This is a genomic window from Colwellia sp. RSH04 (genome assembly GCF_003545765.1).
Taxonomy (GTDB): Bacteria; Pseudomonadota; Gammaproteobacteria; order Enterobacterales; family Alteromonadaceae; genus Colwellia.
Genome location: NZ_QXIO01000003.1, coordinates 447,947 through 466,714 on the forward strand (window position 1 = coordinate 447,947; position 18,768 = coordinate 466,714).

The 18,768-nt window shown below is 37.4% G+C and carries 16 protein-coding genes, 1 tRNA gene, 1 rRNA gene and 1 riboswitch; of the genes, 10 read left to right on the forward strand and 8 right to left on the reverse strand.

Annotation, left to right across the window (positions count from 1 at the left end; all coding sequences use genetic code 11):
* Positions 1-40 precede the first annotated feature (40 nt).
* The gene (gene hemL / locus D1094_RS07610; protein WP_118959490.1) at positions 41-1,324 is read left to right on the forward strand and encodes a glutamate-1-semialdehyde 2,1-aminomutase; all 1,284 of its coding nucleotides are present in this window, start codon (positions 41-43) and stop codon (positions 1,322-1,324) included.
* Between the two features lie 105 nt (positions 1,325-1,429).
* Here the strand turns inward: hemL and D1094_RS07615 are convergent, their stop codons facing one another.
* Both D1094_RS07615 and moeA read right to left on the reverse strand, forming a co-directional pair.
* Positions 1,430-1,819: a hypothetical protein gene (locus tag D1094_RS07615; RefSeq protein WP_118959491.1), complete on the reverse strand. Its 390-nt coding sequence runs from the start codon at positions 1,817-1,819 to the stop codon at positions 1,430-1,432.
* 65 nt (positions 1,820-1,884) lie between these two features.
* Positions 1,885-3,117, reverse strand: coding sequence for a molybdopterin molybdotransferase MoeA (moeA, locus tag D1094_RS07620; RefSeq protein WP_118959492.1), 1,233 nt, complete (start codon positions 3,115-3,117; stop codon positions 1,885-1,887).
* 159 nt (positions 3,118-3,276) lie between these two features.
* Positions 3,277-3,434: riboswitch (molybdenum cofactor riboswitch) on the forward strand.
* Here moeA and moaA point away from each other — a divergent pair.
* The 7 genes from moaA to D1094_RS07655 all read left to right on the forward strand — a co-directional run bounded on the left by moaA (position 3,421) and on the right by D1094_RS07655 (position 7,727).
* Positions 3,421-4,392 carry a GTP 3',8-cyclase MoaA gene (gene moaA, locus D1094_RS07625; protein ID WP_118959493.1) on the forward strand — a complete coding sequence of 324 codons (972 nt, stop codon included), beginning with the start codon at positions 3,421-3,423 and terminating at the stop codon, positions 4,390-4,392. (Overlaps the previous riboswitch by 14 nt.)
* A gap of 4 nt (positions 4,393-4,396) precedes the next feature.
* On the forward strand, positions 4,397-5,059 hold the full coding sequence (locus tag D1094_RS07630; protein WP_118959494.1) for a molybdenum cofactor guanylyltransferase: 663 nt from the start codon (positions 4,397-4,399) through the stop codon (positions 5,057-5,059).
* Positions 5,060-5,074: 15 nt separating this feature from the next.
* Positions 5,075-5,617: a molybdenum cofactor biosynthesis protein B gene (gene moaB / locus D1094_RS07635; RefSeq protein ID WP_118959495.1), complete on the forward strand. Its 543-nt coding sequence runs from the start codon at positions 5,075-5,077 to the stop codon at positions 5,615-5,617.
* Positions 5,617-6,114: a cyclic pyranopterin monophosphate synthase MoaC gene (gene moaC / locus D1094_RS07640; protein ID WP_118959496.1), complete on the forward strand. Its 498-nt coding sequence runs from the start codon at positions 5,617-5,619 to the stop codon at positions 6,112-6,114. The genes moaB and moaC overlap by 1 nt, the downstream gene beginning before the upstream one ends.
* Positions 6,115-6,141: 27 nt before the next feature.
* The gene (gene moaD, locus D1094_RS07645; protein ID WP_118959530.1) at positions 6,142-6,390 is read left to right on the forward strand and encodes a molybdopterin converting factor subunit 1; all 249 of its coding nucleotides are present in this window, start codon (positions 6,142-6,144) and stop codon (positions 6,388-6,390) included.
* 80 nt (positions 6,391-6,470) lie between these two features.
* Positions 6,471-6,926, forward strand: coding sequence for a molybdopterin synthase catalytic subunit MoaE (gene moaE, locus D1094_RS07650; RefSeq protein WP_118959497.1), 456 nt, complete (start codon positions 6,471-6,473; stop codon positions 6,924-6,926).
* Between the two features lie 42 nt (positions 6,927-6,968).
* Positions 6,969-7,727, forward strand: coding sequence for a HesA/MoeB/ThiF family protein (locus D1094_RS07655; RefSeq protein ID WP_118959498.1), 759 nt, complete (start codon positions 6,969-6,971; stop codon positions 7,725-7,727).
* Here D1094_RS07655 and D1094_RS07660 read toward each other — a convergent pair whose 3' ends face one another.
* Complete coding sequence (locus D1094_RS07660) at positions 7,728-8,270, reverse strand: DUF1285 domain-containing protein (protein ID WP_118959499.1); 543 nt, start codon at positions 8,268-8,270, stop codon at positions 7,728-7,730.
* A 341-nt stretch (positions 8,271-8,611) separates the two neighbouring features.
* Between D1094_RS07660 and D1094_RS07665 the strand changes: the two genes are divergently transcribed.
* A tRNA-His gene (locus D1094_RS07665) sits at positions 8,612-8,687 on the forward strand.
* Between the two features lie 101 nt (positions 8,688-8,788).
* Here D1094_RS07665 and D1094_RS07670 read toward each other — a convergent pair.
* Positions 8,789-10,342 (reverse strand): PAS domain-containing methyl-accepting chemotaxis protein, encoded by a 1,554-nt coding sequence (locus tag D1094_RS07670; RefSeq protein WP_118959500.1) that lies wholly within the window; start codon positions 10,340-10,342, stop codon positions 8,789-8,791.
* 440 nt (positions 10,343-10,782) lie between these two features.
* Here D1094_RS07670 and D1094_RS07675 point away from each other — a divergent pair, with 440 nt between their 5' ends.
* Positions 10,783-14,955, forward strand: coding sequence for a hybrid sensor histidine kinase/response regulator (locus D1094_RS07675; RefSeq protein WP_118959501.1), 4,173 nt, complete (start codon positions 10,783-10,785; stop codon positions 14,953-14,955).
* On the opposite strand, the gene D1094_RS07680 is transcribed toward D1094_RS07675, so the two are convergent.
* From D1094_RS07680 to rrf, 4 genes are all read right to left on the reverse strand, one after another.
* Positions 14,944-16,416 (reverse strand): NAD-dependent succinate-semialdehyde dehydrogenase, encoded by a 1,473-nt coding sequence (locus tag D1094_RS07680; RefSeq protein WP_118959502.1) that lies wholly within the window; start codon positions 16,414-16,416, stop codon positions 14,944-14,946. The genes D1094_RS07675 and D1094_RS07680 overlap by 12 nt on opposite strands.
* A 54-nt stretch (positions 16,417-16,470) precedes the next feature.
* A complete protein-coding gene (locus D1094_RS07685; protein WP_182440125.1) occupies positions 16,471-17,133 on the reverse strand; it encodes a TorF family putative porin in 663 nt (220 codons plus the stop codon).
* A 144-nt stretch (positions 17,134-17,277) separates the two neighbouring features.
* The gene (locus D1094_RS07690) at positions 17,278-18,093 is read right to left on the reverse strand and encodes a crotonase/enoyl-CoA hydratase family protein (protein WP_118959504.1); all 816 of its coding nucleotides are present in this window, start codon (positions 18,091-18,093) and stop codon (positions 17,278-17,280) included.
* A gap of 555 nt (positions 18,094-18,648) precedes the next feature.
* A 5S ribosomal RNA gene (rrf, locus tag D1094_RS07695) occupies positions 18,649-18,763 on the reverse strand.
* Positions 18,764-18,768 lie beyond the last annotated feature (5 nt).

Consider the following 18,768-nt stretch of genomic DNA (forward strand, 5'->3'; position numbering starts at 1 on the left):
ATATAACTCATTTTACATTTAGGTAATCAAGAAGCTAATTATGAACAAATCTGAACAATTATTTGCCCAAGCGCAAAAGACTATCCCAGGTGGTGTTAACTCACCAGTACGTGCATTTAATGGTGTAGGCGGTAGTCCTTGCTTTATTAAACGTGCTGAAGGCGCCTATGTTTATGATGCAGACGATAAAGCCTACATCGATTACGTAGGTTCATGGGGGCCTATGATTTTAGGGCATAACCATCCAGCGATTCTTGATGCTGTAATGAAAACAGCGCAAAACGGTTTAAGTTTCGGTGCTCCTACTGAATTAGAAATTACTATGGCAGAAAAAGTAAAAGAACTTGTTCCATCAATGGAATCACTGCGTATGGTTAGTTCAGGCACTGAAGCCACCATGAGTGCTATTCGCTTGGCGCGTGGTTATACAGGCCGAGATAAAATTTTAAAATTTGAAGGCTGCTACCACGGCCATGCTGATTCTTTACTTGTTAAAGCAGGCTCAGGTGCATTGACTATGGGCGTACCTAATTCACCAGGTATTCCAGCTGATTTTGCCAAGCATACGCTCACGGTAAGTTACAATAACTTAGATGAAGTCAAAGAAATCTTTACTAAATATGCCGATGAAATTGCCTGTATTATTGTTGAACCTGTTGCAGGTAACATGAACTGTATTCCACCTGTTGAAGGGTTCCTTGAAGGTTTACGCGCAATATGTGATGAATACAAAAGCGTGTTAATTTTAGATGAGGTAATGACAGGTTTTCGTGTGGCACTAGGTGGCGCACAAGCTCATTACAATATTACGCCTGATTTAACCACGCTAGGTAAAGTCATTGGCGGCGGTATGCCAGTAGGTGCTTTTGGTGGTAAACAAGAGATTATGGATTTCATTGCTCCTGTTGGCCCAGTATATCAAGCAGGGACATTATCAGGTAACCCAATTGCCATGGCAGCTGGCTTAGCAGCATTGAATGAACTATCACAAGGTGACAAACACGCACAATTAAGCGATGCTACAGAAAAGCTAGCAATGGGCTTAAAAGCTGCTGCAGAAAGAAATGGCGTTAGCTTAAACATTAATTACGTGGGTGCAATGTACGGTATTTTCTTCACTGAAGAACAACAGCCTATTACCACTTACGCTCAAGCAACAGCCTGTGATACAGAGAAGTTTCAGAAATTCTTCCATTTGATGTTAGATGAAGGTGTTTATTTAGCGCCATCAGCATTTGAAGCAGGCTTCTTATCAACAGCACATACTGATGATATTATTGAAAAAACATTAGCTGCTGCTGATAGATGTTTCGCACAGTTGTAACCAATTACAGCATGACATATTTAGGTCGGTGTATTTAAACTAGACAAAAAAGCCGTTCACTCAAATGAGTAAACGGCTTTTATTTTACTTGTTTCTTAACCCTAATTAACTTGCCTGTTTTAACTCTTCTTCAAGCCAAGTCATACATTCTTGCCTACCTAATTCAAGACCTGGATATAAACGTACATTAAAGTCATCTACTCGTCTTAAATTAGCAATTTCAGAGGCTATTTTTTCTGCGTTCTTATTATAGAATATTACAGCTATGGCTTTTAACTTCTCATGTGAGCCGATTAATAATTTAGCTTCAAATGAATAATCATATGAGTTGATTTGATTGACGATCAACGCAAATTCATCATGAAATAATTGACCTAATAAAGCTTCGTATTCTTCCACCATTTCAATAGAAATATTAACGCCAGCATCTACAATAACTTCCGCAATATTAGGGTTAATTAATTTTACAGAAGCAAAACTTAATCGATGTTCCATTAGCACAACTCTCCAAGTACAACATTTACTTTTTTATTGTTGAACTATAGACCACGATAAAAATTCTACAAATAATTATCGAACATTTGTACAGTAACAAACTCATTTTTGGTAACACTACCTTGTTCGCTATCAAGCACAATAAAGCAATTAGCTTGTGCTAAACTGGATAAAATGCCTGAGCCTTGTGATCCCGTTGAAGCCACAACCGTTTCGCCTTGCTCATTAACTGATAAAACACCACGCTGAAAATCCATTCTACCTGCCGACTTTCGTAAATCGGTGGTTGTTTTAACACGTAAGGTAGTACGTTTGAGTGGTTCCGCATTCTGCATTTTCGTTAATGCGACTAACGCTAATTGGTGAAAGGTTACTAATGCTGAAACTGGGTTTCCTGGTAAACCAAAAAAAACACTATTTGCTAACTTACCAAAAGCAAACGGTTTACCCGGCTTCATGGCAATTTTCCAGAAACCAATCTCACCTAATTCATCTAATACCGTTTTTGTATAGTCAGCATCGCCGACCGAAACTCCACCTGAAGATATCACTGCATCCGCTTGTTCATCTGCCGCAATAAAAGCAGACTTAATCGCCTCAAGATTATCTTTAATAATGCCGAAGTTAATCACATTGACATGTAACTTCTCTAACATCGCTGATAAAACAAAACTATTGCTTTCGTATATATCACCTTCGGTTAACGTTTGCCCCGGTAATTTAAGTTCATCACCCGTTGCTATCAAGGCGATATTAAGTTTACGAAACACTTTAACCGTAGGCACACCTAATGAGGCTAACACACCAATATCTACTGGGGTTACGCGGTGCCCTTGCTTAAGTACTTGTTGATTTTGTTGAATATCTTCACCCGCTTTTCTAACATGCGAGCCTAATTTTTTATCTTGTAGAAAAGTGATTTGCTCACCGTCTGCTTGACAGTTTTCTTGCATTTCTACGCTATCACAACAGTCAGGCATTTTTGCCCCAGTCATAATGCGGATACACTCACCTTTTTTACATTCACCGCTAAAAGGTGCACCTGCCATAGAACGTCCAACTAAGGTTAGGGTTTTAGAATGCTCAAAACTAGACAGAGAAAAAGCATAACCATCCATAGCAGAATTATCATGTGGTGGCACATTAATAGGGCTGAGTACGTCACTGGCCAATACATAACCTAATGCCTGCTCAACAGGTAAATCTAATACCTCAGTCACAGGAGTTATTTGGGCTAACATTTTAGTTAACGCTTGCTCAAAAGGTAGTAAACCGGGTGCTGAACAACAATCAGTCATAAAAATACTCACTTATTCTCTTAATTTCATTAATTGGCGCTAGTATGCTTAATTGCCTTGTTATTGCATAGTGCAAAAGCTTATAAAATTTGATAAAGATCAAGGTTTTTAACGGCAAAACAAATAACCTTTTTTAATAAAACTAATATATACTTAACGAATAGAATTTTACACCGAGCTTTTATCGCTAACCTAGTTAGAACTTAGCAGTTTTATTAGCATGCCATATAAGCCGTAAACAAGTTTTTGTTTACCAGGGTTAACAAGGAAACACGTTAGCCTCCCGTTATTTGGAAAGGTGACATGTTAACAGACAATTATGGCCGTAGGTTTAGTTACCTTCGCCTCTCAATTACCGATGTTTGCAATTTTCGTTGCAACTATTGCTTGCCTGATGGTTATGAATGTAACCAGCCGCGCGATTTTCTATCTCTTGCTGAAATTAAACGAATCACTCAAGGTTTCGCTCAGTTAGGCACAGAAAAAATACGCATTACCGGTGGAGAGCCTGCTCTTCGTAAAGATTTGCCTGAAATAATCTCAATTTGTAAAAATACTCAAGGTATTAAAAAAGTTGCGATAACGTCAAACGGCTTTAAATTACCTGAGCATCTGCCACAATGGCTTGATGCAGGAATTGATGCTATCAATATCAGTATTGATAGTTTAGATCCAAGACAGTTTCTTGCCATAACAGGTCATGATAAGTTAGCCACTATCCTAAAAGGGATTGATATGGCTTTGGCAGACGGTAGCACTGATATCAAAGTAAACACGGTATTAATGCGTCAATACAGCGGCAAAGACATACAGTCTTACTTAGATTGGCTAAAAGATACGCCTGTGACATTACGTTTTATTGAATTAATGCAAACAGGTGATAATCAAGAGTTTTTCGATGCACAGCATGTACAAGGCTCAAGAATCAAACAAAATTTAATTCTAGACGGCTGGCTTCCTGTTATCCAGAAAAAATCTGCGGGCCCTGCTCAAGAATTTTATCATCCTGATTACCAAGGAAAAATTGGTTTGATCATGCCCTACTCAAAAGATTTTTGTAATAGCTGCAACCGATTAAGAGTGAGTTCTAGTGGTAAATTACATTTATGTTTGTTTGGCGAAGAAGGTTTATCTATAAGAGAACAGTTACAAAGTGATGATCTAGCACCATTACAAGCACAAATCCTTTCACTGCTAACTGACAAAAAAGCGACCCACTTTCTACACGAAAAATTAACCGGTGCAACTAAGCATTTGGCAATGTTGGGCGGTTAAATCGATGACATCATGTTTAGGAGTTGTATTAGCAGGTGGTTTGTCTTCTCGCATGGGTAAAGATAAATCCAAGCTTTTACGTAAAAACCAAGAGAGCATGCTCAATTTCTCTCGCCAGCTGCTTCATGACTCTGGACTTTCTGAGGTCGTTATCAGTGGAGATGAATATCAAATCCCCGATGCTATTAAACACTCTGGTCCTGTTGGTGGTATTTACAGTGTGCTTTATTACTTAAGACAACAGCAAATAAAGCAACCTGATAGCTTCTTAATACTCCCTGTTGATTTACCGTTAATGACGGCATCCGCTTTAACCTCACTTCGACTTGCTGGCGAACTAAAGCAAAAAGCGACTTTTTTTACTGACACGCAGAATAAACAGCACAACATTCCACTGTTTTTACCAAACAATGCCTTTTTAACGATGTTTATTGAAAAGAACTTTAAAGGCGATAGCTTAATTACAAAAACAGTAAAACCTGCCAGTAATCAAGCTAAAAACCATAATAAACAAGCACCTTCTATTCGTGCATTATTAAAAAACATGCCGCATCAAAGTATCGCGCTCACCGAAACAGGTGAAGCAACTAACATTTTATTTAACAGTAATACTCCCCAAGATTGGCAGCTAGCACAACAGCAGTTTACCGGTATGGGCAAGTTATAATCAAAGGAAAAACTTATGTCAGCACATGGCGGTAAATCATTCATCCCTTTAAATATTGCCGTGCTTACGGTGTCAGACACACGTACCGAAGCAAATGACACTTCAGGCCAGGCATTGGTTGAGCGCTTAACCCGTGCAGGCCATAATTTAGCAGACAAAGCCATTGTTATTGATGACGTATATCAACTGCGCGCGATGGTATCTAAATGGATTGCTGATGATGGCATTCATGCCATTATATCAACAGGTGGTACAGGGTTCACCGCTCGTGATAATACACCTGAAGCATTGATGCCATTATTTGACAAAGCAGTTGAAGGCTTTGGCGAAGTTTTTCGTCATGTTTCTCTTGGCGAAATTGGCACTTCAACGATACAGTCACGTGCTTTTGGCGGCATTGCCAACAAAACCGTTGTACTTTGTGTTCCCGGTTCAACCAATGCTTGTAAAACGGCATGGGATAAAGTCATTAAAGAACAATTAGATGCAAGCCATAGGCCTTGTAACTTTGTACCGCATCTAAACATAACTGCTGAACAATGTGAGAGCAGAAGCTAATGACAACTCCAAACCAAACTGCTGAACTTAGCCATTTAAATCAACATGGTGAAGCGAATATGGTTGATGTGACTGAAAAGGCAATGACTTCTCGCACAGCAACTGCACAAGGCTTTATCAGTATGAATGATGAAACCTTTGAGCTGATCACCACAGGCAAACACAAAAAAGGCGATGTTTTTGCCGTCGCTCGTATCGCAGGTATTCAAGCGGCTAAAAAATGTAGTGACTTAATTCCTTTATGTCACCCACTTATGCTAAGCAAAGTGCAAGTAGATTTCACGACTGATGCAGGAAGTAAGCAGGTTAAAGTAACTAGCTTATGTCGTTTAACAGGTCAAACGGGTGTTGAAATGGAAGCATTAACCGCCGTAAGTGTTGCATGCCTAACATTATTCGACATGTGTAAAGCTGCTGACCCTGCCATGGAAATTCATGGCATTAAAGTATTAACTAAAGAAGGCGGCAAGTCAGGTCAATGGCAAGCAAATAGCTAAATGACCGATAACCACGAAGGAGTTCCTATGATTAACATTGTATTTTTTGCCGCTTTACGAGAGCAGCTTGATTGTGCATCACTGACTTTAGAAAGTAATGATCTAGCCACTGTCGCTGATATCATCAAGCAATTAAGTGCTAGAAGTGAACAATGGCAACAAACGCTTAATAATGCATCATTACTTTCTGCCGTTAATCACGACATGGTTGATCAATCTCATCCTGTAAAAGCAGGTGACGAAGTGGCATTCTTCCCTCCAGTTACTGGCGGATAGTCGACACGTTAAGCGGTTAATTATTCAACCTTATAAAGTACAAACATAAGCCAATATAGATACAAAAAACTGAGTTAACCATGACAAGTGAAATTTCTATCCAACAGCATGACTTCTCATTAGCAGACGAAGTGGCATTACTTGAACAAGATAATGCGACTGATGGCGCAGTGGTTACTTTCACTGGTCGCGTTCGTAATAATAATAACGAGACTGAAGTTAGTACCTTAACGTTAGAGCACTACCCTGGTATGACAGAAAAATCGCTCGCGAAAATAATTACCACGGCAAAAGAGCGCTGGAATATTGGCCGCGTTAAAGTCATTCACCGTATCGGTGCATTGCAAGTTGGCGAGCAAATTGTTTTTGTTGGTGTTACTAGTAAACACCGAAAAGATGCCTTCGCTGCCAACGAGTTCATAATGGATTACCTTAAAGTGCAAGCGCCCTTTTGGAAAAAAGAGCAAAGCGATAAAGGCGAACAATGGTTAGATGCTAAAGACAGCGATGAAACCAAAGCTCAGCAATGGTCTTAACGACCTCTTTGATGTCAGAATATAACTAAGGTAATTAACCCCGTGCTAACAACGCAAGAACAGCTCAAATATTCACGCCAGATCATGATGAATAAAATTGGTGAATCGGGTCAAATAGCTTTACGTAATGCCAAAGTACTTATTTTAGGCGTTGGCGGATTGGGTAACCCTGCCAGTTTATATTTAGCGGCTTCAGGTATAGGCACGCTATATATTGCTGACGGCGACACCATAGAGTCTTCAAACTTACCAAGGCAAATTCTGTTTTCTGAAAGCGATGTTGAAGCAAATAAAGCAGAATGCGCAGCAGAAAAACTCAGTGAACAATTCCCCGAGACTACCATTGAAGCGATAGATGACATGCTTGATGAAGAGTTATGTGATTACTATTTACCTATGGTAGATGTAGTGCTCGATTGCTCTGACAATATTCAAACGCGTTATATGATTAATCAAGCCTGTATTCAGCACAAAACTCCACTCATTGTTGGCGCAGCAACTGGGTTTGACGGTCAACAACTCACTATAGACCCTCGTGATGAGGATAGCGCTTGTTATCAATGTTTATTTCCAGCCAGTGAAAAAGCGCCAGCGAATAATTGTCAAACCATTGGTATTATTGGCCCAATATTGGCTATGATCGCTGGCATGCAAGCACTACAAACAATCAAATTATTAACCGGTAATAAAGTTCAAGTAAATCAATTAAATATGATTGATGGCCTATCAAACCAATGGCAACAATTTTCCATGAAAAAACAAACTAACTGCCCTGTTTGTTCAGCTAACTCACAAGTTTAGTTAAGATATTTTACCCAACGAAAACTGGCACTTTGCACTAGTAAATACCAATTCAGTGCCTTGTGAAGTTTTTTCTTCGGTCGCTAAATCTACCCACTGATAATAAACATTACGATGCACCTTAGCTTTTAAATTGCGTCTTACAATCACGTATAAACTACCATCTTCACCACACTCTATTGGGTGCTCGCCGTTCAAGATAAAACTATCACCTACATTTGTTTCAACTAGCATAGCTTGTTCATTCTCTTGCCATTGCCAGTGTGTTAACACAAAAGGTGCATCTTCAACACGTATTCGCATTTTCTCAACGGGCGTAATAAGAAAATAATCATCATTATCAGAAGTTTGCTCTCTTATTAATACTGAGGACAACAGTTTAACTAACGGCATGCGCTTAAAGGCACTACCTTCATGAAACCAATCGCCATTTCGCTTTATTTCAATATCAATATCACCGCAATGGCTAGGATTCCAAGACTCTACTGGCGGTAATGACTGTTGATATTTATTTAATTCAGCAGAAAATTTTTCAAGTGACATAAGCGACCAAAATAAGAGAACTATCATGTCAGTATAAAGTAAAGGTTCGCAAAGAAAAAATAATTACGTTTTAAAGGTATAAGTCAGTCTTCGTTAAATTGAACCATTTTACTGAGTACTTTAATGAGCAACGTAATAAAAATTTAATGATCAATCAGCTGTAATATATTAAAAGTTAACTGTAATTCAGTCAGACTTTTAATAATGTTGAGGGTCTTTTAAAAAGATTTTGCATCTTTCAATGAAAAAGCATAACTTTTCCTTGTCAAATGTAAGTGAAATGCAATACAATCCCCGCGCTGTTAATTGACAGCGCACTCGTACATCAGTACACCTCAGTGGTGGCTATAGCTCAGTTGGTAGAGCCCCGGATTGTGATTCCGGTTGTCGAGGGTTCAAGTCCCTTTAGCCACCCCATCTTTTATACCTGTAAAAAATAATTAATAGCTAACAAAACTTTTAACTCTTCTATTTCTTAATGCAACGGTTCAATGCTAAAGGTAATGTAACTTTAAACGTTAACGTTTAAATTGTGTAATTAACGCTTCTTGACTTGATAATTTTTCAAGAAGTTCAGAAGATAACAAACTAGACTCTTGACTACTTTCTTCACAAGATATAGCTAAATCATTTATACGCACAATATTTTGACTCATTTGCTCTGACACAACAGACTGTTCTTCTATTGCTGTAGCGACTTGTGCAGTGGCATCTGAGATTAAAGAGACTTCTTTGTGTATACTCTTAAGTGCTATTCCCGCTTCATTTGAAAGTGACACACAGTTAGCTGATAACTCATTACCTTTATTCATTGCATCTACAGCATTATCAGAATCTGACTGTAGCTGAGTCAGTAGGGTTCTAATCTCTTCTGTGGATTGCTGCGTTCTCATTGCTAGCGCTCTAACTTCTTCAGCAACAACAGCAAAACCTCTGCCTTGCTCTCCCGCTCTTGCAGCTTCTATTGCAGCATTAAGCGCAAGTAAATTTGTTTGATCTGCTATACTACTAATTTCAGATAAAACAGTATTTATTGAATTACTACCATCAGATAGTTTACCTATCATACTATCCACTTCTGTTAACTGTTTAGACAAATCATTAATAGCATTTACAGAGATCGCTATAGTTTCCTGACCTGAAGTTGTCATTTCTTGACCTTCTTCTGCTGATTGAGCCGTTTCAACTACCGTTCTTGCTAAATCTTGAATCGTTGCTGACATTTCATTGATGGCAGTGGCAATTTGTTCTGATTCATTTTTTTGGTCACTTAATTTTTGAGAGACTAATATGCTTTGCTCAGAGGCTAAGTTGCCATTTTTACTAGCTTGAATAGATACATCTGTCACTCTTCCGACAACCGCATTAACCTCAGCTCTTCGCATTGCTAAAGCAAGCTGCACTTTACCAATCGCATCATTATTGCCAGAATATAAGTAGCTCATTAAGGGGTTATCAAAAGTATCTTTTGCTTCTTTGAGTACCCTTTTGTATTTTTTTCGCCACCGAATAAAAATAAATGAAGTCAAAAAGGCTACAATAAAGAAAGGAAGTGTTATCAACACATTTAATTCAGAGTGTATAGCGAACGCAAGACTTGCAAGAGTTAGTAACAATAATACTGATTGAAACCATAAAGTTTGGTCTATTTCATATTTTATTCTTATAGGCGTTTCACCTTTATTCAATTTTGAATATAAATTATCAGCTCGCTTCTTAACATGTTCATCCAACTTTGTGCGAACAGATTGGTATTCTATGTTTTTGCCCGATTTATCTTTAATTGGTGTAACGTATGCATTGACCCAATAGTAATCACCATTTTTACACTTGTTCTTTACTGGTCCCATCCATGATTGCCCTCTTTGCACATAAGACCATAAATCTTTAAATGCAGCTTTAGGCATGTCAGGGTGTCTAACAATGTTGTGAGGTTGACCATTTAATTCTTCATTCGTGTAACCCGCAATTTTACAAAATTCAGGGTTTGCATACTTAACTTTACTTTCTAGATCGGTAATTGACAGCAGTACTTTTGATTTATCAAAAACTTGTTCGGTACCTGACTTCATATTCAATACTCATATAAGTTGTATTTATCATCCATACTAATAAAAATATCCTTATAATGTAATTTAGCATGTTGTGAACACATTGTTATATGATATTAATCAAAAGCTATGCGTCTTTACTAAAGCTGTGTTGGAGCTACTTATAGTTAATTTTGATGGGTTATTAGTTGCTGATTTGCGTATAGGAAAACGCGACAAGAGAGTATTAACGTTCTTTTATTGAAAATAATACCTATACTCGCACAAATTTTATTTGTTCTAATACCGTTGTAAGTGATCACTTTTTTATGCGGAACAGTATTATTAATTTACATTCCACTTTTCAATTTAAACTACATTTATCACGTAACTAAAAAGTGGATATAGTTTATTAAATAAACTAAAGTTAATATTGTTTAGCTTTCCCTATATGCTAAAGAGTCCAATATTCTACAGGTTGTATGCTAATTAAATTACTATTGCTTTTTCGTCTTGCTTGTATAGTCGCCTTATTTTTAGTGGCTGCTACCCCCGCTTATAGTAATGAAAACTTCTCAGCATTAAACAATAAATATTCAATTAAAAAGCTCACCGCTGAAGATGGTTTTGTATCTTCAGAGATCTACTCAATAATTCAAGATAAACAAGGGTTGCTTTGGTTTGGAACTGCCGAAAACGGTGTAATGAGATACGATGGAAGAAAAGTAACGCTATTTGAATTCGACAGTATGAACTCTGGTGGTTTATCGCATAACGATGCAGGCAACCTCATGTTAGATCGAAACGGTAAAATATGGATTGGAACTTGGGGAGGAGGTGCTAATTTATATAATCCTGAGACTGGAAAATTTGAAAGTTTTATCCATGATCCACTGCGCAATGATTCTATTGCTTCAAACCGCATACAATCTTTATTTCATGATAAAGAAGGTAATATTTGGCTTGGCTCCTACGATAAGGGCTTAAGTAAGTACCTTGGTAATAATCGTTTCGAACGTATAGAAAAAATTGAAGGTTCTTCTACAAGTTTGTCTCATAACAGAATATGGGATATTGAGGATAATGATAGTAATAGTCTCTGGGTTGCAACTAGTTATGGACTAAATTTATTTGATAAAAACACTCAAACTTTTACTCATTTTTTTCCTGATCCAGAAAACAAAACCTCTACCGGCGCAAATGAAATACGCAGTATTTTAATAACTTCTGCTGGGCTATTTTATATCGGAACTCAACAAGGACCATACTTGTTTGACGTGAAAACGGGTGGTTTTACGCAGTTAAATACAAGCCAAGAAAAAAACTTAGGCCAAGTTAACTCAATGATAGAAGATCAAGGTGGTGATATTTGGTTTGTCACTTCAAAAGGGGTCTATCAAAAAACTACTTCAACTTCTCATATAGAAAAATTAGATTTTGAACATAATAATGGCCTAAGAATAATATTCGAAGATAACTCAAGAACTAAATGGATAACGAATGAAGTACATGGCATTTATAAGCTGATACCACGTGGTCGATTTAAATCAATTAATAGTGCAGACCTTATTGCCCCCAACGGCATAGCGACTGATAAAAATGACGATATATTAATTATATCCTCCTCATCAGAGTTATTTACTTGGAAGATTGCATCACAAACATTAGAAAAGCTTTCTGATGCTATTTTTAGCACAGGGAATGGCTACACTGATAATGGCATTACTGAAAGCCCAATAATATTGCCTGACGATAAAAATAACCTTTGGGTTGCACAAGATGAGGGATTGGCAAAATTTAATATCGAAACCAAGAATCTTGAATTAATCACTTACCCTAAAACAGATCAGAACCATAAAAAATTTAAAGAGTTTCGCACTCTCTGTTTAGATCAAAAAAATAGGTTATGGATTGGTACGTATAAAAATGGCGTGTATATCTACGACATAACAACCAAAACTTTTACTCATTTAGATGACATCATTAAATTGCCTCATCCTGAAATTTTAGAAATATTTGAAGATAATGAAAATAACATGTGGATTGGCACAGGTGACGGGGTACACCTTTGGCAAGAAAATAAGCAACAGTTACTGTCATTTAAAAGTGATGGAGAAAATACAGGCCATTTACTAGGAAGTATAATTCAAGATATACACCAAGCGAGTAATGGTGATATTTGGATTGCTACGCAAAAAGGACTGAATTTATTTCAGCCAGAGTCTCAAACCTTTAAACATTTTAATATGAAAAATGGTTTACCTACCTCTTTAATACGTGCGGTTGCAGATGATAGTAATGGGGATATTTGGCTAACCACCAACAAAGGTGTATCAAAATTAGAACGGCACACTGGAAAGATCACTAATTATGGAAATGAAAATGGCTCTTTAGGCTTAAACTATTACCCAAATAGTTTAGTAAGAGGTGTAAATGACACGCTATTTACCAGTAGTCAAAGGGGCATTGAGTTTTTTAACCTCGCTTCTTTAGAAACAAAACAGAGTGAACCCAATATAGTATTAACCGGCTTTAGTAAAATGGGACAGCCAGTTAAACTGAATAGACCTTACTCATACGTAACCGAAATAGAATTATCTTACCTTGATTACTTCTTTTCATTTGAATTCTCAGTGCTTGACTTCATTTCACCTAATAAAAATCAATATGCCTATAAACTTGAAGGCTATGATGACAATTGGATTGAAATTGGCAATAGAAATTCTGCCTCCTTTACTAACCTAGACGGTGGTTCATATCGGTTTGTAGTTAAAGCGACAAATAGCAGTGGTGTATGGAGTAGTAATGTACTTGCAATTAATTTACATGTAGCTCCTCCTCCATGGCAAACTTGGTGGGCATATACACTTTACTGTTTTATCATTGTGATATTTATTTTCTGCGCAATCTTTTTAAAAACACGCTTTCAACAACTAGAAATAAAACGACAAAAACAATTTGTTCTCGCTCTAGAAGAACAAGTGTCAGAGAAAACAGCCTCACTAAATGCACAAGCGACAGAACTAACTCAAGCATTAAAAAAATCTGAAGAAGTCACTCGGTTAAAATCTGAATTTTTAGCTAATATGAGCCATGAAATTAGAACTCCTATGAACGGTGTTTTAGGCATGCTTAATTTGTTAAAAAATAGTGAATTAACGGCCGAACAAAAACACCGAATCAATGTTGCTAACTCTAGCGCTAACGCGTTACTAATTATCATCAACGACATTCTAGATTTCTCTAAAATTGAAGCTAACAGATTAGAGCTAGAATATATTGATTTTGATTTACGAGATTTACTCGGAAGTCTTGCAGAGTCAATTGCACTTTCAGCACAATCCAAAGGTGTTGAAATTATTCTCGATTTAACTGATGTTCACTTATCATCAGTTAAATCAGACCCAGGCAGAATACGCCAAATACTCACTAATATTGTCAGTAATGCGATCAAATTTACCGAACAAGGTGAAATAGCAATATTGGCTAAGCTCATACCTGCTGAGCAAGATGGCAGTTATATTTTCAGTTGTAAAATCCAAGATACCGGCATTGGTATACCACAAGACAAACTTGCTTCTCTATTTGGCGCTTTTAGTCAAGTAGACGCTTCTACTACTCGGAAATATGGCGGTACAGGTTTAGGGTTAAGCATCACCAAGAAACTATGTAAACTACTGAATGGCGATGTCAACGTTACTAGCCAAGTAGGTCATGGAAGCTGCTTTGAAATCACCTGCTTAGTTGAAAAAAGTCATTCGGCGAAAACCGTCTTGCCGCCAATAGAATGCTCAAACCTTAAAGCGTTAGTCGTTGACGAAAACGAAGCTAATAGAAGAGCATTACATAGGCAATTAGAACACTGGGGGCTTACAGTTACTGAAGCTAAAAATAGCCAGCAAGCCTTGTCTTACTGTAAAACTATAACACCGACTTTAGCACCCTCTCCTTTTGATATAGCATTCATCAATTTTAATATGACACCTGTGGATGGAAATACATTAGTAAAAGAAATACGAGCTAATAAAAACCTTCAGACGATGAAACTTGTAATGATGACAACGATGAATGAACAGACAGGGTTTAAACACTTTTCCGACATTGGTGTTAGTAAATCTTTTTACAAACCAGCAACGACCGATGATTTATTTGACTCACTAGCTTTATTGAGCAACAAAAATGAAGCGCCTTTCAGCCCAAGGCCAAATAAAAAACAGCAAGAACATAGCAAGGCGAGTACAAATACGAAGAAGTTAAGCTGGCCTGAGTCAACCCGTGTATTACTCGTAGAAGACAACCGTATAAATCAAATGGTTGCATTAAGCGTACTCAAAAACATTAAGTTAACCGCAGATGTTGCAGCAAATGGTATTGAAGCACTAAGTGCATTAAAAGAAGCCTCAGTTACCAAACCTTTTACTGTTATTATTATGGATTGTCAAATGCCTGAAATGGATGGTTATGAAACAACTAGAAAAATTAGAGCAGGTGATGCTGGTGATAAAAACAAGCACATACCCATTATTGCAATGACAGCCAATGCAATGCAAGGCGACAGAGAGAAGTGCCTCAGTGCCGGCATGGATGATTACCTAACCAAACCGATAGAGCCCCAAAGTGTTCTTGAAAAGCTAACACAATGGTTAACTCGTTAATCCCCCCATACATAAGTATTTAGTTTCTAAGTAATCATCTAAACCGTATTTTGAGCCTTCTCGCCCATTACCTGATTGTTTAACTCCGCCAAAAGGTGCCGCTGCATTTGAGATAATCCCCTCATTAATACCAATCATGCCATATGCTAATTTGGCAGCAACTCGCCAAACCCGTCCTATATCTCTTGCGTAAAAGTATGCCGCTAAACCATACTCTGTATCATTTGCCATTAAGATGGCGTCTTCTTCAGAATCAAAGGCAATAATAGGTGAAATAGGGCCAAATATTTCATTCTGTACAATAGGCATATCGTTAGTTACCTCGGATAATACTGTTGGTTGATAGAAATTACCTCCCGCCTTATCTACTTGTCCACCTACTAATAATGTTGCCCCCATATCGATTGAATCTTTAACTAGCTTATCAACTTTACTAACCGCTTCTGCTGAAATAAGCGGACCAATTGTTACGCCTTCCTCCATGCCATTACCAATGGTTAATTCCTTTACCGCCAATAAGTATTTGTCTGTAAATTCTTGTAAGATATTTTGCTGAACATAAATACGATTAGTGCATACGCACGTTTGACCTGCATTACGATATTTAGATTGAATAGCTCCTTGAACTGCAGCTTCAACATCAGCATCATCAAACACAATAAAAGGGGCATCTCCACCTAATTCCATAGAGACTTTTTTTACTGTCGTTGCACATTGGGCAATTAATTTTTTGCCTATCTCGGTTGAGCCTGTAAAGGTAAATTTAGCGACTTCGGGGTGTTGTGTTAACACTTTACCCATACTGGGTGCATCATCGCCAACAATGACATTAAATACCCCTGCTGGTATACCTGCTCTATCAGCTAATTCAGCCATTGCCAATGCTGATAGTGGCGTTTGAATGGCAGGACGAACAACAAAAGTACAACCAGCTGCCAGCGCAGCAGCTGCTTTTCTAGCAATCATCGCATTAGGAAAGTTCCATGGTGTAATAGCTGTAACAACACCAACAGGTTCTTTGAGGACAATAAGACGTTTTTCATCTGAGGGGGCTGGAATAATATCACCATAAACACGCTTCCCTTCTTCTGCAAACCATTCAATATATGATGCGCCATAAGCAATCTCGCCTTTGGCCTCATTAAGTGGCTTTCCTTGTTCTTTTGTTAATAAACACGCTAGATCATCTTGATGTTCCATCATTAAGTTAAACCAAGCTCGTAATAACTGCGCACGTTCATGTGCAGGTTTTAATGACCATATCGGCCAGGCAGCTTTAGCATATTTGATTGCTATTGCTGTTTCATGATCGCCTAAATTGGATACTTTTGCTATCTCGCACCCATTAGCTGGGTTTATCACAGATACTTTTTTGTCTGAATCAAGCCACTGGCCATTAACGTAAGATAACGTTTTCAATAATTGCTTGTCTTGTATTTCTAAATGCTGTGCATAGTGCATATGAATCTCACGAAAACATTTTTATGGGTTATTGATACTGACATTTATAGTGAGTTAAAAGCTACGTGACACTCCAATAACAAAACGTAAATCTGCATTATCAACATTTGATAGATCGGTATTAATGACAGCAGCACTAAAGTCAAACTTATATAAAGTTTTTGCTAGCGTTACACTATAGTCAACATATTCATTGTCTTTAAATGCATTGCCAAGTGAGTAGCCTGCTTGTAATGTCATCACATATTCATTTGGTAATGATAGATCATAACTACCACCGATATATTGCGCTGTATCTCCTGCATTTGCATAATCTGCTGTGTAAGCTAGATTAAGTGTGAAGGCATTGAGGTAGGCATTAATTACTAATTCTCCATAGTTTGCATCAACTGCACTGCTATAGCCTAAGTATGTATAATGTGCATAAGTAATATCATACGAGAATATTTCATTTATCTCACTTGTGTAACCGACATAATAGTCAACCTCAGCATTAGCATCATCATCGAAATCAACATTTGAGGCCCAAGTTCCTAGGAATAGACCACTATCATGTTGATAATTCAAACCTACCTGTATTGCGGGGGAGCTATTTGTTTGGCTTATCCCTCGAAAAACATAATCTGAAGTAATAGTCGTATTAACACTAACATCGCCTATAACTTCTAAAGAGATAAATAAAGTGGTGAACAACACAGGGACTTTAATACTTTTCATCAAACGACTCATACTTATGTTTATATAAATATAATTTATAATTTCCTACTGCTTACAAAGCATAGACCACATGAGGTTATCTTTCATACTGGTTGACGTTGTCATTACCAAGATCCGAACATCGATTTCACTTTTTCTTATAATTTACCAGCGCATTCTATTTTTAAAAGGCTTAGCCTTATCATGAGTTTGATTGTATGCTTTTATTTTTGCATTCTTTCCCAACAATACTTTTATTTGATAAACACTTTCACGTAATAACGCTAACCCAGCACTACCCCACCAGCTTTTATTATATAAGCGCTTGGCAGCACCAATAGCATCGGGAGATAAATCAATAAAAGATTTAGCAAATTCTAAAGCAAAGTCCTTCGCATCTTCTTTTACATATGTAACCAGACCATAATCTAAAGCTTGTTCTCCAGAAATATTTTTTCCTGTCATCGCAAGCTCTTTCACTTGATCGAGACGACAAAGCTCTCTTAATGGGATAGTTCCACCCATATCAGGTATTAAGCCCCATCTTGCTTCCATAATAGAAATAGAAGCATCTGGGGTGGCAATCCTAAAATCAGCACCTAGTGCTATCTGTAATCCTCCTCCCCAATTACGACCATGCATAATCGCAATAACCGGGACTGGGATTTCTCTCCAACCTGTTGAAACATATTGCGCTAAATTAGATTGCCAAGGTAGCCACTTAAATAAAAGCTTCAACGGTGCTATTTTTGAATTCATAACAGATTTAACATCTAAACCTGAACAAAAATCATCACCTTCACCGCTAATTACCACTGCTCGAATGTTTTTTTGAGACTTTAAATAATGTATAGCATTCCGAATTGCATAAAACATTTTCAAATCAAGTGCATTATGTTTATCACCACGTATAAATCTTACGTGCGCAATATTATTAATAATAGAAATATCGACTCTATTTAAATAACTTACCTTACTCATGTTATTCCCTAGTATTAGAGGTATGACCAGATACTAACGAATCTTTCATCTTACGTCGATAACAATAATTGATGATGACTCTATTAAATAAGAAATTAGTAATAAAAAATATGGGTTAGTAATGGATTTTTCAGAGTTTACAGCTTTCTATCATGTGCATTTATGCTCAAATGAAATGTTTACAAAGACGCTAATGAGTGTTTCGAATTTTTAAATTGATTCTAGTATCGTAAGCTACATTACCATCAGCGCGAACTTATTTTATTTAACCTATAATGATTAAATAATCAAAGGTGAACTGAATTATTAGAAGCTTAGTTATGTCCTACTGTCGTGAATGGATTCACTAATAATGCGAGTTCAGGATGCACAATAGCATTCTCACATAAAGAGACGATCACCCACACACTATCAACCTCGGCGCAAACAAATGTCACTTCTACTTATCTTAGGCGGTATAAATGGGAAGAGGTGTAATAATTTCTGTCAATAGAAATATTGACATCTGAAAAGCAAAAAAACCGTAGCGTTAGCTACGGGTTTCTTTAATTAGGAGCTTAGCAATGTCCTACTCTCACATGGGAACTCCCACACTACCATCGGCGCTAACACATTTCACTTCTGAGTTCGGAATGGGATCAGGTGGTTCTATGTCGCTATTGTCGCTAAGCAAAA

Coding starts and splice junctions, on each gene's coding strand:
- hemL (WP_118959490.1), top strand. CDS start 41: ATGAACAAATCTGAACAATTATTTGCCCAAGCGCAAAAGACTATCCCA.
- D1094_RS07675 (WP_118959501.1), top strand. CDS start 10,783: ATGCTAATTAAATTACTATTGCTTTTTCGTCTTGCTTGTATAGTCGCC.
- D1094_RS07685 (WP_182440125.1), bottom strand. CDS start 17,133: ATGAAAAGTATTAAAGTCCCTGTGTTGTTCACCACTTTATTTATCTCT.
- moaA (WP_118959493.1), top strand. CDS start 3,421: ATGTTAACAGACAATTATGGCCGTAGGTTTAGTTACCTTCGCCTCTCA.
- moaB (WP_118959495.1), top strand. CDS start 5,075: ATGTCAGCACATGGCGGTAAATCATTCATCCCTTTAAATATTGCCGTG.
- moeA (WP_118959492.1), bottom strand. CDS start 3,117: ATGACTGATTGTTGTTCAGCACCCGGTTTACTACCTTTTGAGCAAGCG.
- moaD (WP_118959530.1), top strand. CDS start 6,142: ATGATTAACATTGTATTTTTTGCCGCTTTACGAGAGCAGCTTGATTGT.
- moaC (WP_118959496.1), top strand. CDS start 5,617: ATGACAACTCCAAACCAAACTGCTGAACTTAGCCATTTAAATCAACAT.
- D1094_RS07630 (WP_118959494.1), top strand. CDS start 4,397: ATGACATCATGTTTAGGAGTTGTATTAGCAGGTGGTTTGTCTTCTCGC.
- moaE (WP_118959497.1), top strand. CDS start 6,471: ATGACAAGTGAAATTTCTATCCAACAGCATGACTTCTCATTAGCAGAC.
- D1094_RS07670 (WP_118959500.1), bottom strand. CDS start 10,342: ATGAAGTCAGGTACCGAACAAGTTTTTGATAAATCAAAAGTACTGCTG.
- D1094_RS07660 (WP_118959499.1), bottom strand. CDS start 8,270: ATGTCACTTGAAAAATTTTCTGCTGAATTAAATAAATATCAACAGTCA.
- D1094_RS07615 (WP_118959491.1), bottom strand. CDS start 1,819: ATGGAACATCGATTAAGTTTTGCTTCTGTAAAATTAATTAACCCTAAT.
- D1094_RS07690 (WP_118959504.1), bottom strand. CDS start 18,093: ATGAGTAAGGTAAGTTATTTAAATAGAGTCGATATTTCTATTATTAAT.
- D1094_RS07680 (WP_118959502.1), bottom strand. CDS start 16,416: ATGCACTATGCACAGCATTTAGAAATACAAGACAAGCAATTATTGAAA.